Genomic DNA, 15,288 nt, shown 5'->3' on the forward strand with positions numbered 1-15,288 from the left:
CATATATATCCATATCGAATAAATAAAGAGTTATATATTCCTTTTAATGTCCGATTGGATGGCGCATTTTGAGGGCCTGCGCATTCGTGCGGATTGACCCAGCAGCCAAAAGGAAAGCCGACATGACCATTAAAGCGATCAACGTGCGCAACCAGTTCAAGGGCGTGATCAAGGAGATTCTGCTGGGGGAAGTGGTGTCCGAGATCGACGTGCAAACCGCGTCCGGCATCGTGACGTCAGTGATCACCACGCGCTCGGTGCGTGACCTGGAATTGAAAGTGGGCAGCGAAGTAATTGCCTTTGTGAAGTCGACCGAAGTTTCCATTGCCAAGCTGTAAGCCAGTGGTTGAAGCAAAAGCAGATTAAGTGCAGATCTGCTTTTCTGTAGGAGCTGGCTTGCCTGCGATGCGGGCACCCGGGTGCATCAGGCATACCCAGTCGATCCCTTCTCGCAGGCAAGCCAGCTCCCACATTTGGACCCGGTACGCTCGCTACCTGATGCGCTCAGATCCAAATGTGGGACTGAGTTGCTTGGGTAGGTCACTCGGGAGACCGGGTGCCTATCCTTTGCGACAGCCATCGTGGTTGGCTGGACCTGTCAAATCAAGATCAGCATCAGATCAACAGCAGATCTGCTTCTCTGTAGGAGCTGGCTTGCCTGCGATGCGGGCACCATGGTGCATCAGGCATACCCAGTCGATCCCTTCGCAGGCAAGCCAGCTCCCACATTTGGACCCGGTACGCTCTCACCTGATGCACTCAGATTTAAATGTGGGGCTGGGTTGTTTGGGTAGGTCACTCGGGAGACCGGGTGCCTATCCTTTGCGACAGCCATCGTGGTTGGCGGGACCTGTCAAATCAAGATCAGCATCAGATCAACAGCAGATCTGCTTTTGTGTGGGAGCTGGCTTGCCTGCGATGCGGGCACCTTGGTGCATCAGGCATACCCAGTCGATCCCTTCGCAGGCAAGCCAGCTGCCACATTTGAACCAGTACTCCCACTACCCTGATGCACCCGGATCCAAATGTGGGAGCGGGCTTGCTCGCGAATGCGGTGGGGCATTCAGCTTTTCTGTCGCTGATGCACCGCCTTCTCAAGCAAGCCCATTCCACATTGATAGACGCCAGCCCAGTGAACCTCAGTTGATGCGTGGGCCGCCGCCGCCCGGTTGATGCGGTTGCGGTTTGTCCGGTGGGGCATCGCTGGGCAGGCTTTTGGGTGGGGTGTTCGGGTCTTCATAGTGCTTGTGCAAGTCCCCATCCAGCCGATTGCTCGACGACCCGCCTTTTTGCGGCGTCTCGTCGAAGTGCTCCCATTCCGATTGCTGGAAGCGAAAGATGCTGTCATCGGTCGGCGTGTCGCGGCCGTGGTAATGGTGGATTTCGTAGTGGGCGTACTCGACCTTGTCGGCCCAGTTGTCCTGCAATAGACCGTCGCCGGCCAGGTCGCGGTACCAGTCGTTTTCTTTCTCGGTGGCTTTCTGCTTTTTGTTGTGGTCGACAAAGTAGCCGATGATCCCGCCCACCACCGCCAGCACCACACCCACCAGGAACAATGGCCCGGTCAATGCCGCCGCCGTGCCTGCGCCAAACAGCGCCGCCGCGCCAAGTACGCCGGCCGACGCACCGAACGCACCACCGGCCACCTGCAGGCCGCCAGCCGCCTGGGCCAGCGGGTCTTTGCTGTCCACGCCACTTTTGATCGCCAGCGCGCCCAACACAATATCGGCGAACCCGCCGGCGATGTCCGTGGCCGGGCCGAGCACCTTGATGACCGAGCCGGCAATTTTCGCTGACTTGGACGCGCCGAGCTTGGCCGCGCCTGCAGCGGCGAGGCCGTCATCCAGGTGAGTCGCCAGGCCTTCGGTGGCCTCGGTGACGGCTTTGTCGCCGTCGCCAAACATCTTCGAAATGCCGTCGTACTGGCTGTCGGGCACGGCATCGAGTGCACTGGTGATCTTGGCTTTTACATCGGAGGGCAGGTCGTTGACGCGGAACTCGAAGTTCGGTTCCTGCAGGCCGGTCTTGCCCCAGATTTCCGGCAGCGTTTTGTCCAGGCCAAGGAAGTCCACCAAGCCGCCTTTACCCAGGGTCTCGCCAATCTTGTCGCCCAGGCGCACGAAGTGGCTGGAACCGCCGGCAAAGCTCAAGAAGTCCTTGGCGATGGACATGCGCTGCGCGGGCGTTTCGCCGAGCTTGCCGCCTTTGCCGACCAATTGGTAAATCGCCGAAAACAGGGTCACGCCGGCACCGAGAGAACCCAGGATGCCCTTGCTGTTGAGGGTATGAAACACCTCGCCGAGCATGCCGCGGTCGGCGACCGGGATATAGGGTTTGCTCAGCGCGGTTTTCAGGTCGGCCTCGCTGATCGAACCATTGTTCTTGTAGACCTCGCCCAACTCCTCCAGGGCCTTGGTCACGCCAGCGGATTTTTCCTTGCCCTGCAGGCCTTCGTTGAGGAATTTCTCCAGGGTTTCCTGGGTGCGCCGTGGCAGGTCGAGCAGGCTGCCTTTCAAGACGCCTTTGAGCAGGCCGAACAGGTCCTTGGTGGCCAGTTCCTTGTTCTCGTCGGAGATCTTGCTCGGGTCCGAAAGGATCGCGTTGAGGTCGGTGGTCAAGCCGTCGGCCTGAATGTTCTGCGCCGCCTTGCTGGCCGCTTCCGGGTCGAACAACGACAGCGAGGTGAGGGTATCGCTCAGGTCCTTCTGCGCCTCCGAGGTCTTGCCCTGGTCTTGCAGGTCTTTGAGGTACAGCACGTAATCCGGGTTGGACGTCAGGTCCAGGAGCTTTTGCTTGATCTCGTCCTTGTTCGGCAGCTTGTTGATCGCGTCGTCCATTTTCGACTTGTAGTCGGCCTGCACGGTCGGGTCTTTGAACAGCTCGCCGATCTGCTCCTGCACTGCCTTGCCGTCGATGATGTCGTGCATATCGGCCGAGGTCAGCTCGGTCTGCTTGTCATCGAACTCGCGCCAGGTGGTGTTGAACGGGCGCTTGGCTTCTTCGTAGCCGGTAATGCCGTGGCCATTCTGGTAGGCGGCCTGGGCTTCCAGCGCGCGCACCAGCTTGGCGCGCGGGTCGTCCTTGGGAATCGAGCCATCCTTGACGCCGGCGCGGTAGGTGTCGATCAACTGGGTGGTGGCCAGCTCGCTGACGCTCAAGGTTGGCGACTTGTCGTCTTTGTCATCGGCATGGACGCCGGTGTCCATGTTCAGCACGTCGAGGTCACCGGCCTTGGGCAGGTTGTGCTGGGTGCGCGTGTCATCGACCGCGCCGGCACTGAAGGCGTCCCACTTGGCCTTAACGTCGTCGTAGAGCTGCGGGCTGAGTTCCTTGGAGACGATGACCTTGCCTTCGCTGGTTTCATAGCGGATCAGGCCATCGCCCAGTTCGTCGGGCGAACCGAACGTGATGTCGGTGTTTTTCAGGAAGTCATTCGGCCCGGCCAACTTATAGCCTTCGGCTTCGCTGGTGTGGATTTTGTCCCAGGTGTCGTGGGCGGTGGCGACGCTCTTGAACAGCTCGGGGCTGACGTCGGAAGACACCACCACCTTGGTGCCGTCATGCAGTTCGTAGGTGAGGATGCTGTCTTTCTGGTCGTTGTTCCAGCTGAACGTCTTGTAGTCATTGAGGCCCGGCACCGGCGTGTTGGCGTCGGCCAGGGCCGCCCCGTTATTCAGCTCGCCTTCCACCACGGCCTTCTTGCCAGGGTCGGTGTAGACCTCGTGCAGGCCCGCCAGGTAGTCGAACAGCTTGGGGTTGTCGTCACGGGCCACGACCATCTTCTGGCCGTTGCTCTCAAAGCGGATCAGGCCCGGGCCGACTTCATCCTCGGGGCCGACCGTGGTGCCGGCGTAGGGCGGCCACACTTCGTTGTCGCTGGCGCGTTTGTAGCCGGCGTCTTCGCTGCTGGCGAGGCCGGTGAAGCTCGCATAGTCATCCTTGGCTTTCTGGAAGGCTTCGGGGTTGTCACGCTGGCTGACCACGACCTTGGTGCCGTCCTGGGTTTCATAGCGGATCACGCCCGGACCGGTCTCGTCGGGCGGTCCGAGGGATTTGTAGTCGGCGAGCTTTTCCGGCGCTTTTGCATCCGCGCCAAGGCTCTGGTAACCCGCGTTCTGGCTGGCCACCACGCCCGTGAGCGATTTGAAATCGGCACTCACTTGCTTGAACAGCTCCGGGCTGTCCTGTTCGCTGACGATGACTTTCTTGCCGTCCTGGGTTTCATAACGAATCAACCCAGGCCCGACTTCATCCGGTGGACCGATGGCTTTGTAGTCGGCGAGGGCCGGCGGTGGCGTGGCGTCCTTGGCCGCCAGTGTATAGCCCTGTTGCTGGCTGGCATCGAGCCCCGATGGAGTCTTGTCCTGGGATTCGACTTTTTTGTTGGCGCTGTTTTTGAGCAGCACATGAAACGCGGTGCTCGACTTGGACGGCGTGCGGGGAAGGGTTTTGGAATCGGACGAGCGATCAAGGGGCTGGGTCGCCATACCATGAAACTCCTGCTGTTGCCGGTGGGACGGATGGCAAAAACAGTAACAGCAGGGGGTCGGCATTCGTTGCGAAACGTTGTGAATTAACGCCAGCGACCCGCGCCAACGGGCTCATCCGGCCGGGTTGTGCAAGTCAACCGCCTGAACGTTGAGGCGGGCAAGCCCGAGGTTCGAGTGGGGCTGGCCCCGGCAATGGGGCCAGTCGCTCAGCGGTTTTTCAGGCTGCGCTCCATACGCTGCAAGCCCTCTTCGAGCATTGCGCGCGGGCAGCCGAAGTTCAGGCGCACAAACTGCTGGCTGTCATCGCCGAACTCAATGCCGGCGCTCAGGCCGACCTTGGCCTGTTCCAGGAAGAACTGCTGCGGATCGTCCAGGCCCAGGGCGCTGCAATCCAGCCACGCGAGGAAGGTGCCTTGCGGGGCATGCATCACCACGCCGGGCAAACGGGTTTGCACGGCGTTGAGCAGGTAGTCGCGGTTGGCTTGCAGGTAGTTCACCAGCGCCTCCAGCCATTCACCGCACTGGCTGTAGGCTGCGCGGGTGGCTTCCAGGCCAAGCGGACTGACGCTGTCGACCATGCCGCAACGCGCGTTATTAAAGCGCTCGCGCATCTCGGCGTTTTGCACCACGGCAAAACAGGTCTTCAAACCGGCGACGTTGTAGGCCTTGCTCGCCGACATCAGGGTGATGGTGCGCTGGGCGATCTCGGGGCTGAGGCTGGCGGTAGGCGTATGGCGACGGCCATCGAAGCACAGCTCGGCGTGGATTTCGTCACTGATGATCAGCGCGCCGCTTTCCAGGCAGGCGTTGGCCACGGCCAGCAGTTCTTCACGCGGGAAGACTTTGCCGATGGGGTTGTGCGGGTTGCTCAACAGCAGCGCGCCGGCACCGCTCAGCGCCTGGCGCAGGGCAGGCAGTGGCGTGAGGTATTCGCCGTTGTGCAACGCGAATGGCACTTCGATACGCGGCAGGTTCCAATTCGCCGGCGCCAGGCGAATCGGGCGATAGTTCGGGGTTTGCAGCACCACCGGCTGGCCCGGCTGCACGAACGCGTGCAGCGCCATGTTGAAGCCCGGTTCGACGCCGGGCAAAAATAGCAGTTCGTCTGGCAGTACGCGCCAGGCATATTTGGCCCACAGGTCGGCAACGATGGCTTCGCGCACATCCGGCCCGGCCACGCTGTAGCCCAGGATGTGCTGGTCGAGACGCTGGTGCAGGGCTTGCAGTACGGCAGGTGGCGCGGCGATATCCATGTCGGCGATCCACATCGGCAAGACGTCTTGCGGGTAACGGTTCCACTTGGTGCTGCCGGTGCCGAGGCGGGGGTGGATCGTGTCGAAATCAAAGCTCATGGGAGGCTCGTGTCAGGGAGGCAGGCGCAAGAATGGCGCTGATTCTAGCGCCATTATTTTTATAGGCCAGAGCTGATTGCCTCGCACAGTTGCCGGTGTGCCTGCTCCACGGCTCGGTTGACCGCTTCTTCACCGCGCACCATGGCGCCCAGGTAAGCGAAATCCACGCTGCGAATGCCCACCGTGGACAGGATGGCGGTCAGGTACGGCGTCAGAAAGTCCGGCTCATGCCCTTTGCGTGCATTGCCCGAACTGACCAGCACAAAGGTGCGCCGATCCTTGAGCAAGCCGACCTTTTCGAAGCTGGCGTTGACTGTAAAGCTGCGTTGAATGCGCACCACGTGATCGATCCAGCCTTTAAGCGCCGCCGGTACCCAACGAGTTCATTCATGGTTGAGGTTCTCCAGGTGGGCCTTGATCGCGGCCGGTACTTTGCGAAAGCTGATGGCGACGCGGTTCAAGGCGTTCATCAGGGAGATGGCCAGGGTCAGGTCGGCGATTTCCTTGGCGCTGAACATCGCTGCGGCCTCGGCGTAATCGGCATCCGGCACCTGGGTGTGCGCCACTTCGGTGACCACCTCGGCCCAGGCCAGTGCCGCGCTTTCGCGCGCGGTGAACAGTGGCAATGTCTCGCGCCAGGCGGCCAGCAGCATGATTTTTCCAGGCTCACGCCTTGCTTGAGCAGGTCGCGGGAATGGGCATCCAGGCAATAGGCGCAGCCGTTGAGTTGCGAGACGCGCAAGTACACCAGGTCGATCAATTCTTTTTCCAGGCCGCAGCCGTGGATAGTGAAGATCGCTCCCACGCAAGGTGGGAGCGATCCCTTCTATCAGTGCTTGACCGGCGTCGGCAGCGTCACCAGGCCGACGTAGCCGTCCCAGAACTTTTGCTGATCGACGCCAAATACCACCTTGGCTTTCTGCGTGCCAACCGGTGCACCTTTCTGGTAGCCCAGCGCACGGCCGTAGTCGGCGCCGAACGTTGCGTCCACATCCACCCACAATTCGCGGGATTGGGTGACGATGTCCGGGCTGACCAGGAACAGCGCCGGCAAGCTGTCCCAGGTGAAGCTGTGGTAGCTGGGGTCTTTGTCGAACAGCGGGCCGAACTCATGCTTGTACAGGTCGGCAATCGCGCCTTTTTGCGCAACCACGCGCTGGTACACCGACTTGTCGAAGGTGACTTTCTCGCACACGTCATTCGGGAAAATCACGTGCTCAATGGGTGAGCGCAGGACGATCTTCGCCGCCTCCGGGTCGAACCACCAGTTGAATTCCGCCGCCGGTGTGGTGTTGCCCGGGATCTGGAACGCACCGCCCATGTACACGATGCGCTTGATCAGCGGCACGATGTCCGGCGCCGAGCGAATCGCGAGGGCGATATTGGTCAAGGGGCCGACGGCGAGGATCGTCACTTGATGGGGATTGGCGCGCACGCTTTGCACAATGAACTGCGCGGCGGTCTCGCTGCGCAGTTGGGTGTGCGTCGCCAGGCCATCCGGTGGCGCGATCAACTGCGAGGGCGAGGCAGGGCGCGGGTTTTTGAACGCGCCCGGCCAACCCGCGCCAAACAGCGCTTTCTCTGCCTCGTAAGTGGCGTAGTCATGCAGCAGCGGGTAGGCGGCGCCGGAGTAGACGCCGACCTCTTTTTCCACGCCCATGCGTTCCACGGCCTTGAGGGCATCGACCTGTTCCTGGTCGACCCAGGCGTTGCCGCTGACGAGGGTCATGCCCAGCAGCTCGATGCGTTTTTGCGCCTGCAGCTGGGCGAGCATGATAAAGGCCTGGCCGTCATCGTTGAGCACGTTGAAGTCGGTGTCGAAGATGACTTTTTCCGCCGCGTGCGCGGTGCCGGCACACAGGCCGACCGCAACAAGCAGCGCACAGCTTTTAAACAAACCTTGCATGGTGATTCATCCGCAGAAATTGTTGTTGTTAACGGTTCACCAGTTTCGCCGGCAGGGCGATGACCAGGAAGCTGCTGAGGATCAGGCAGCCGGCGAAAAACCACAAGGCGCCCGCGCTGCTGCCGGTGACGTCGATGGCCACGCCCATCAGCGAGTTGCTCACCAGGCCGGCGATGTTCGCCAACGAGCAGGCGAGGGCAAAGCCGGTGGCTGCTGCGGTGCCTTTGAGAAAGGTTGCCGGCAGGCTGAAAAACACCGGCACGGCGCCGATGATCGCGGCCGAGGCGATGGCGAACAGCACCACCGTGGCCACCACGTTATGGGTAAAGAATGTGCTGGTGGCCATGGCGGCCGCACCGACCAGAAACGGCACAATAATGTGCCAGCGGCGTTCGCGATGTTTGTCGGAGCTGGCGCCGATCAACAGCATGCCGAGCAAAGCCGCCACGCTGGGTAATGCAGTCAGCATGCCGATATGGAACGTGTCGGTAATCCCGGCGTTGCGGATGAACGTCGGCATCCAGAACCCCATGGCGTAGGCGCTGAGCAGGATCGAGAAGTCGATACCGCCGAGCATCCACACTTTGAGGTTGAAGAAGCCGTCGCGGAAGCTGTGCTTGCTGCCGGTGGCATCGGCTTCGTCCTTGCGCAGCTCACTTTCGAGCAGGGCCTTGTCGTCGTCCGACAACCATTTGGCTTGCTGGAAAGTATTGGGCAGCGCCCAGAAAGTCAGCACGCCGAGCAAAACGCTGGGCACCGCTTCGATCAGGAACAGCCACTGCCAGCCGCGCAGGCCGCCCAGGTTGTCGAAGTGGCTCATGACCCAGCCGGACAACGGGCCGCCGATCACGCTGGACAGCGGCAGCCCGATCATGAACAGCGCGATGATGCGTCCGCGCCGATGCGTCGGGAACCAGGTGGTCAAGTAATACAACACCCCCGGCAAAAACCCGGCTTCGGCGGCGCCGAGCAGAAAGCGCAGGATGTAGAACTGCGTGGTGGAGGTGACCAGCATGGTGCAGGCAGAGAGCAGGCCCCAGGTGATCATGATGCGCGCGATCCAGATTTTCGCGCCGACCCGTTCCAGCACCAGGTTGCTGGGCACTTCAAAGATGATGTAGCCGACAAAAAACAAGCCGGCGCCAAGGCCGAACGCGGTTTCGCTGAAGTGCAGTTGGTCGAGCATTTGCAGTTTGGCGAAGCCGATGTTGATGCGGTCCAGGTAAGCGGCCAGGTAGCAGAAACACAGAAACGGAATCAGCTTCCAGGTGATCTTGTGGTAGAGCGTGGTGACGGGGTCGGCGACGGTGGTCGCGGGCGCTGCATTCGCAATGGGCATTGGGGTGTCTCCTGGCGGTGACTTATGGTTTTTATACAGCCGCTTTTGTTCCAGCACTTCGGAGTGCTGTAAAAGCGACTTCCAAAGGCAGTGTCAGAAGACTGAGATTTCCCTGTTAGAGGAGATCAAGTGTGGGAGCGGGCTTGCTCGCGAAAGCGGTGGATCAGTCAGTGCATTTTTGCCTGACAGACCGCCTTCGCGAGCAAGCCCGCTCCCACATTCGATTGCATTCCAAAGTGGGAGACGCTCAGTTTTTTTCCGGACCACGCTCTTTGTCGTGGTTCCTGGTGAATCGTTATTGCTCCCTGAACTTGCTCATTGCCTCCTGCTTGCTCACCACGTCGCCATACTTGCTGTCGATGTCGAACAGGTTGGCTTCGTGGGGCGCCGGGTGTCGGTCGCCGACGCATTCGCGCACGACGATGGTGCGAAACCCGTGTTGCACCGCATCCACCGCCGTGGCGCGAATGCAGCCGCTGGTGGAGCAGCCGGCCAGTACCACGGTGTCGATGCCTTGAGCGTGCAGCATCGGGGCCAGGCTGCTGCCGAAAAACGCGCTGGCGTACTGCTTGGTGATCACCACTTCATCGTCCTGGGGCAGCACCTCGGCGCAGAACGCCGCCAGTGGGTTGCCCTCGACCATGTCTTTCATCACCGGGGCTTTCTTGACCCAGATGCCGCCATCGGCGAAATGGCCGCGATGGTAGCGGATATGGGTGTGCACCACCGCAATCCCATGCCGGCGCGCAGTGGCCAGCAACTCGACGCTTTCGGCCACGGCCGTGACCACGCCCGGTGCGAACAATGGCGCGCCTTCGGTGGTGTAGCCCTGCATGAAGTCGATCATCAGCAGCGCGGCCTTTTTGCCGAAGCCGATGCGATTGCCCCAGACGCCTTGGTAGTTGGCGTCGGCAGATTGTTCGCTCATTGGTTTTTCACCTCATTCTCTGCGTCGTGGCGCGCGGGTTAACTGTGGCTAGCGGGTTTACTGTGGCGAGCGGGCTTGCCCCGCGTTGGGCTGCGAAGCGGCCCCAAAACCTGCCATGCGGTTTGCCTGACGAAACCCATTGCCTGGACGAGGGGCCGCTTCGCGCCCCAACGCGGGGCAAGCCCGCTCGCCACGACAAGCCCTCCAGCCACGACAGGCCCGCTTGGCACAGCAAGCCCGCTAGCCACGAGCATGTTCAGTACGCGCCGGAGAGCAGGGCGCCGGCACCGGGCACGATAGGCTCCAAATCCAGGGCCTTGAGCATCGCGTAAGTAGTGGCGATGGCGGCAGTGAGCACCGGCTTGCCGGTTTGCGCCTCGACCTTGGCGACCACTGGCAACGACTGCATCTGCACGCAGGCCGAGAGCACGATCACATCGACGCCTTCCAGGTTCATGCCCGCGATGATGGCCGGCAGGTTCGCCGGGTCGTGGCGCGCAACCTGGAGGTTGTCGGGGATTTCCAGCGCCCGCCAGTCCACCACCTCAAAGCCCTCTTCGCGGATGTAATTCACCACCAGTTCGGTCAGCGGCTTCATGTACGGCGCGACGATGGCGATGCGTTTGGCCCCCATGACGTTGAGGCCTTCGATCAGTGCGCCCGCGCTGGTGATCACCGGGGCGTTGGCGTCGTTATCGGCAGTGGCCTGGCGCAGGCGCTGCTCGGATTTGCGGTGATAACCCAGGCCCATGGCCATGATCGCCACCAGGCAGGCGTACCCCAGCACATCCACTTTGGCGTCGGACAGCTCAATGGCGCAGCGGTCGGACTCGCCGTCCATTGCCGCCAGTTCTTCCTTGCGCACCTGCTTCATGCGCATGCGGCTGGAGTGGAAAGTAAAACGCTCCGGGCGGATGGCCTGGCGCGCGTTGAGCATCGCCGGGATCTCGGTTTCCATGGTGGTGTTGGAACTCGGCACGATCTGGCCGATGCGGTAAAGCTTCTGCATGGTGGTCTCCGTTCTTAGTGGGTGAGGAAGTCGCCGAGGGCGTCGAAGAAGCCCTCGAGGTCATCCCACGGAATCATGTGCCCGGCGTTGGGCACGCGCACGACCTGGATGGCCGGTTGCAGGTCCTGGATTTCGGCGATGTCTTCATCGAGGATCACGCCGCCGCGCCCGGCCACCATCAACAGGGCAGGGGCCTTGAGGTGGGGCAGGTCCTGGTGGAAATCCACCGTGTGAAAGTCATTGAAGGCGCGCACGATGGCGGGCTCAAAGCAGGTGTGCAGCCATTCGGCGCGCAGTTGCAGTTGCTCGGGTGTCCAGGTGGCGCAGAAGGCGCGCATGGCCTGTGCATCCATCCCAACCAGGGATTGGCGGATCGAATCGACGTACCACGGCAATTTGCTCGGGTATTCACGACGACCGGGGCCGGACACCGGCGGGTCGATCAGCACCACACGGTTTACGCCTTGCGGATGCTTGACCGCACTGCGCACGGCAAAGCGCGCGCCCATGGAGTGGCCGACCAGGTGGTAACGGTCCAGCTTCAGTGCATCGGCGAATGCGCCGATGTCATCGCTGCAGGTCTCGGCGCTGTAATCCAGCTCGGCTCCGGTGGACGACAAGCCGCGCCCGCGTACATCCAGCACGTACGTGTCGAAGTGCGCGCCGAGGCGTTCGGCCACAAACCCCCAGGTAATCGCGGGGCTGGTGATGCCCGGAATCAAAATCAGCGCCGGGCCGCTGCCGCCGTAGCGCAGGTAGTGCTGGCGAATGCCGTTGGCCTGGACATTGCCGCCATAGAGAAAGGTGCTCACGCGGCCACCCCCGATTTCAGTGGCTGCGCGTACAGGTCATAGCCGTACACCCAGTCCGGGTCTTCCTGGGTGCGCAGCCACGTGTTGGCGTTGGACACTGCCTGCACGCGGGAGGCGCGTTCCTTGCGGTTGGCTTCGTAGAGCTGGAACGCGGTGCGGTAATCGCCGATGCCGGTTTCCTGCAGGCAGCGGGTGAGCATGGCGGCGTCTTCGATGGCCATGCCGGCGCCCTGGGCCATGTGCGGTTTCATTGGGTGGCAGGCGTCACCGAGCAGCACCAGGCGACCTCGGCTCCACAGTGGCAGCGGGTTGCGATTGCGCAGCGGCCATTTGGTCACGCTTTCGGTGGACTCGATCAGGGCCTGCACGGTGGGGTGGTAGCCCTTGAACGCCTCGAACATCTCTTCGCGGCTGCTGTCGACGAACGCGCCCTGGAAGTCCCATTCGGCATGCGGCACGCCAGTCACGTAGTAGTACTCGTCGCGTTTGCCGGTGGTGTAATACACCATCATGTGGCGGTCTTCGGTCCACCATTTGATGCAGTCTTCGAACGTGAGGTCGTACTTGGCCAACTGGTCGCCACGGATCAATGCGCGGTGCGCGACCCAGCCGCTGTACAGCGGTTTTTCCACGCCGAGCAGTTCTTCACGAATCTTCGAGTTGATGCCGTCGGCGCCGATCACGATGTCGGCATAAGTCACCTCGCCATCGGCGAAAGTCAGGCGCACCTGGGTGTCGGTTTCTTCGAGGGTTTCCAGGCGCTTGTTGAAGTGCAGGGTGCCGGGCTTGAGGGTGGACATCTGCAGCGCATGCAGGTCGCCGCGGTGCACGGTGACATACGAGGCGCCGTAGCCGGTGAGCGGGATGCGCGAGAGGTAGTCGCCGGTTTCGCCGCAACGGCTGAACCAATGCTCGGGGTGCGAGCCCATCAGGTCCAGCTGCTGTTCGATGCCCATGCGGCGGAAGATTTTCATGATGTTGGGGCCCATGTGGATCCCCGCGCCCAACCGGGAAAACTCCGGCGCTTGTTCGTAGATATCTACGTCAAAACCGGCTTGCTGCAACAGGGTGGCGGCGGCGGCACCGCCCAGGCCGGCACCGACGATGGCGATTTTTTGAGTGCTTCCCATGGGGCGTAATCCTCTTTCTTTGTGATTGTCGGCAGCGTCTGTCTGCAAGGTTTTAAAGTGTATACGCTCATTTTTTGAAATGGGAAGCCCACTTTCGCAAATTTATTTTTTGGCCATATTTATCCTGTGTAACGCGTTGAAGTCCGTAAATGCTCGGTATGTGTCGATTGGTAACGAATTGGCGCGCCGCTTGCAGTCCGCCTGTAATTCAGGTCTTATCGTTATTAATTGGCGTATACGCTATAAAAGTGCACTAGAGTGAAGCGCAGTGCTTGAACTTGGTGCAGCCCCACAGGAGACAGGAAAATGCCGGTAAGCGATTGCGAACTGACCCAGATGTTTGAACACGTGCTGAGGCTGTCGAAGGTCGACCCGACCCAGAGCGTTGCCGTGCTCAAGAGCCATTACTCCGACGCACGCACCGTGCGCGCGGCAATGGACGCGGCGCAGCGCCTGGGGGCCAAGGTGTATGCGGTGGAGCTGCCGTCGTTCAATCACCCGCGTGCGATGGGCAATGACATGACCGCCTACTGCGGCGACACCGCGCTCACCGGCAACATTGCCGCCCAGCGTGCACTGGAAGCCGCCGACCTGGTGGTTGACACGATGATGCTGCTGCATTCGCCGGAACAGGAGCAGATCCTCAAGACCGGCACGCGCATCCTGCTGGCCGTGGAGCCGCCGGAAGTGCTGGCGCGCATGCTGCCCACCGAAGAAGACAAGGTGCGTGTGCTGGCGGCCGAGCAATTGCTGAAAAAGGCGGGTTCGATTCAGGTCAAATCCCGCGCTGGCAGTGATTTTCGCGCCGCCTTGGGGCAGTACCCGTCGGTGACCGAATACGGTTTTGCCGATGAGCCTGGGCGCTGGGACCACTGGCCCAGCGGCTTCCTGTTCTCCTGGCCCAACGAGGAAACCGCCGAGGGCGTGCTGGTGCTGGACGTCGGCGACATCCTCCTGCCATTCAAGACCTACACCCGCGAGAAGATCACGCTGGAAATCGAGAAGGGCTTTATCACCAGGATCCACGGTGGTTTCGAGGCCGAGTACCTGCGTGATTACATGAAGTACTTCAACGATCCGGAGGTGTACGGCATCTCCCATATCGGCTGGGGCTTGCAGCCAAAAGCGCAGTGGACCGCCATGGGTTTGCATGACAAGAACGACGGCATGTGCATGGACGCGCGGGCGTTCTATGGCAATTTCCTGTTCTCCACCGGGCCGAATACCGAAGTGGGCGGCACGCGCAAGACGCCGTGCCACATGGACATCCCGCTGCGTCATTGCGATGTGTACCTGGATGACGAGGCGGTGGTTATCGCCGGTGACGTAGTCGCCCCGGCAGCCTCTCTGGCCCGTTGAAGTCCCTCTGTGGGAGCGGGCTTGTGTGGGAGCGGGCTTGCTCGCGAATGCGGTGTGCCAGTTAATGCATCTTTAACTGATACGCCGCCTTCGCGAGCAAGCCCGCTCCCACCGTTCTAACCGTGTTTCCTCGATGAGAAACTTGAGTCGATCCGGTAAGCCAGCCATCATGCCTCCCCATCGCCAATCACCCACCGAGCCCGCCGTGCCTGATTCCTACGTTTTCTCTGAACAAGTTGGCCACCTGCTGCGCAAGGCCTACCAGCGCCACCTGGCGATCTTTCAGCAGAATGTCGGCGACTCCCAGCTCACCGCCGTGCAGTTCGTTACCCTGTGTGCCCTGCGCGATCACGGAGCAAGTTCTCTCACCGAACTGGTCAAGGCCACGGCCGTTGACCAGGCGACCATTCGCGGCATTGTCGAGCGGCTCAAGGCCAAGGAACTGATCACGCTGGAGCCGGACCCGCAAGACAAGCGCAAGGTGGTGGTGGATTTGTCTGCCGCAGGCGCCGACCTCGTCGCGCAAACCGCGCCGCGCGCCGCGCAGATCAGCGAACTGACCCTGAGCAACCTCAACCCGGCCGAGCGCGTGGCGGTGTTGTTCCTGCTGCGCAAGATGATCGACGACCCGCAGCAATAGTGGGCGCCCCTTAGCCAGCCGGCTTGTTACTACCAGCGGCTTGATGTGGCGACCAGGCTTGTAGTGGCGAGCGGGCTTGCCCCGCGTTGGGCTGCGAAGCAGCCCCAAACCCTGCCATGAGGCTTATCTGAATAAACCCATTGCCTGAGCGAGGGGCCGCTTCGCGCCCCAACGCGGGGCAAGCCCGCTCGCCCCAACCATCACAAACCTGCGTACTTCAGAGTAAGCCCAACCCCTTGGCATCGTTTTTGCTCGGTATTGATGTAGTAGCCACTTCACGAATCAAGTGTGTCGCGAGACCCCAGGTCCGCGATGCTTTTTTT

11 protein-coding genes and 2 pseudogenes are annotated in these 15,288 nt (G+C 61.4%); 3 read left to right on the top strand and 10 right to left on the bottom strand.

Going from position 1 to position 15,288, the window contains the following annotated elements; translation table 11 throughout:
* Positions 1 to 122 precede the first annotated feature (122 nt).
* On the top strand, positions 123 to 338 hold the full coding sequence (locus AC19YS_RS14320; protein WP_003173733.1) for a TOBE domain-containing protein: 216 nt from the start codon (positions 123 to 125) through the stop codon (positions 336 to 338).
* 801 nt (positions 339 to 1,139) lie between these two features.
* Here AC19YS_RS14320 and AC19YS_RS14325 read toward each other — a convergent pair.
* The 10 genes and pseudogenes from AC19YS_RS14325 to AC19YS_RS14370 form a co-directional block, all read right to left on the bottom strand.
* Positions 1,140 to 4,487 carry a hypothetical protein gene (locus tag AC19YS_RS14325; RefSeq protein ID WP_500602090.1) on the bottom strand — a complete coding sequence of 1,116 codons (3,348 nt, stop codon included), beginning with the start codon at positions 4,485 to 4,487 and terminating at the stop codon, positions 1,140 to 1,142.
* 209 nt (positions 4,488 to 4,696) lie between these two features.
* A complete protein-coding gene (locus AC19YS_RS14330) occupies positions 4,697 to 5,842 on the bottom strand; it encodes a MalY/PatB family protein (protein WP_124417286.1) in 1,146 nt (381 codons plus the stop codon).
* Between the two features lie 59 nt (positions 5,843 to 5,901).
* Positions 5,902 to 6,216, bottom strand: a pseudogene (locus AC19YS_RS14335) (NAD(P)H-dependent oxidoreductase); the annotation flags it as partial.
* Positions 6,217 to 6,225: 9 nt separating this feature from the next.
* A pseudogene (locus tag AC19YS_RS14340) lies at positions 6,226 to 6,647 on the bottom strand (carboxymuconolactone decarboxylase family protein).
* Positions 6,648 to 6,671: 24 nt separating this feature from the next.
* Positions 6,672 to 7,748 carry a nucleoside hydrolase gene (locus AC19YS_RS14345; protein WP_500602091.1) on the bottom strand — a complete coding sequence of 359 codons (1,077 nt, stop codon included), beginning with the start codon at positions 7,746 to 7,748 and terminating at the stop codon, positions 6,672 to 6,674.
* Between the two features lie 28 nt (positions 7,749 to 7,776).
* On the bottom strand, positions 7,777 to 9,087 hold the full coding sequence (locus AC19YS_RS14350) for an MFS transporter (protein ID WP_169366605.1): 1,311 nt from the start codon (positions 9,085 to 9,087) through the stop codon (positions 7,777 to 7,779).
* A gap of 295 nt (positions 9,088 to 9,382) precedes the next feature.
* Positions 9,383 to 10,015: an N-carbamoylsarcosine amidohydrolase gene (locus AC19YS_RS14355; protein WP_200624636.1), complete on the bottom strand. Its 633-nt coding sequence runs from the start codon at positions 10,013 to 10,015 to the stop codon at positions 9,383 to 9,385.
* Positions 10,016 to 10,271: 256 nt separating this feature from the next.
* Positions 10,272 to 11,024: a maleate cis-trans isomerase family protein gene (locus AC19YS_RS14360; RefSeq protein WP_500602093.1), complete on the bottom strand. Its 753-nt coding sequence runs from the start codon at positions 11,022 to 11,024 to the stop codon at positions 10,272 to 10,274.
* A gap of 14 nt (positions 11,025 to 11,038) precedes the next feature.
* Positions 11,039 to 11,836, bottom strand: a complete 798-nt coding sequence (locus AC19YS_RS14365; RefSeq protein WP_500602094.1) for an alpha/beta fold hydrolase — start codon at positions 11,834 to 11,836, stop codon at positions 11,039 to 11,041.
* On the bottom strand, positions 11,833 to 12,966 hold the full coding sequence (locus AC19YS_RS14370; RefSeq protein WP_500602095.1) for an FAD-dependent monooxygenase: 1,134 nt from the start codon (positions 12,964 to 12,966) through the stop codon (positions 11,833 to 11,835). The genes AC19YS_RS14365 and AC19YS_RS14370 overlap by 4 nt, the downstream gene beginning before the upstream one ends.
* A 306-nt stretch (positions 12,967 to 13,272) precedes the next feature.
* Between AC19YS_RS14370 and AC19YS_RS14375 the strand changes: the two genes are divergently transcribed.
* Both AC19YS_RS14375 and AC19YS_RS14380 read left to right on the top strand, forming a co-directional pair.
* A complete protein-coding gene (locus AC19YS_RS14375) occupies positions 13,273 to 14,325 on the top strand; it encodes a 2,5-dihydroxypyridine 5,6-dioxygenase (protein ID WP_500602097.1) in 1,053 nt (350 codons plus the stop codon).
* A 205-nt stretch (positions 14,326 to 14,530) separates the two neighbouring features.
* Complete coding sequence (locus tag AC19YS_RS14380; protein WP_106578155.1) at positions 14,531 to 14,965, top strand: MarR family winged helix-turn-helix transcriptional regulator; 435 nt, start codon at positions 14,531 to 14,533, stop codon at positions 14,963 to 14,965.
* Positions 14,966 to 15,288 lie beyond the last annotated feature (323 nt).

This window comes from Pseudomonas sp. MF08831 (assembly GCF_059862645.1).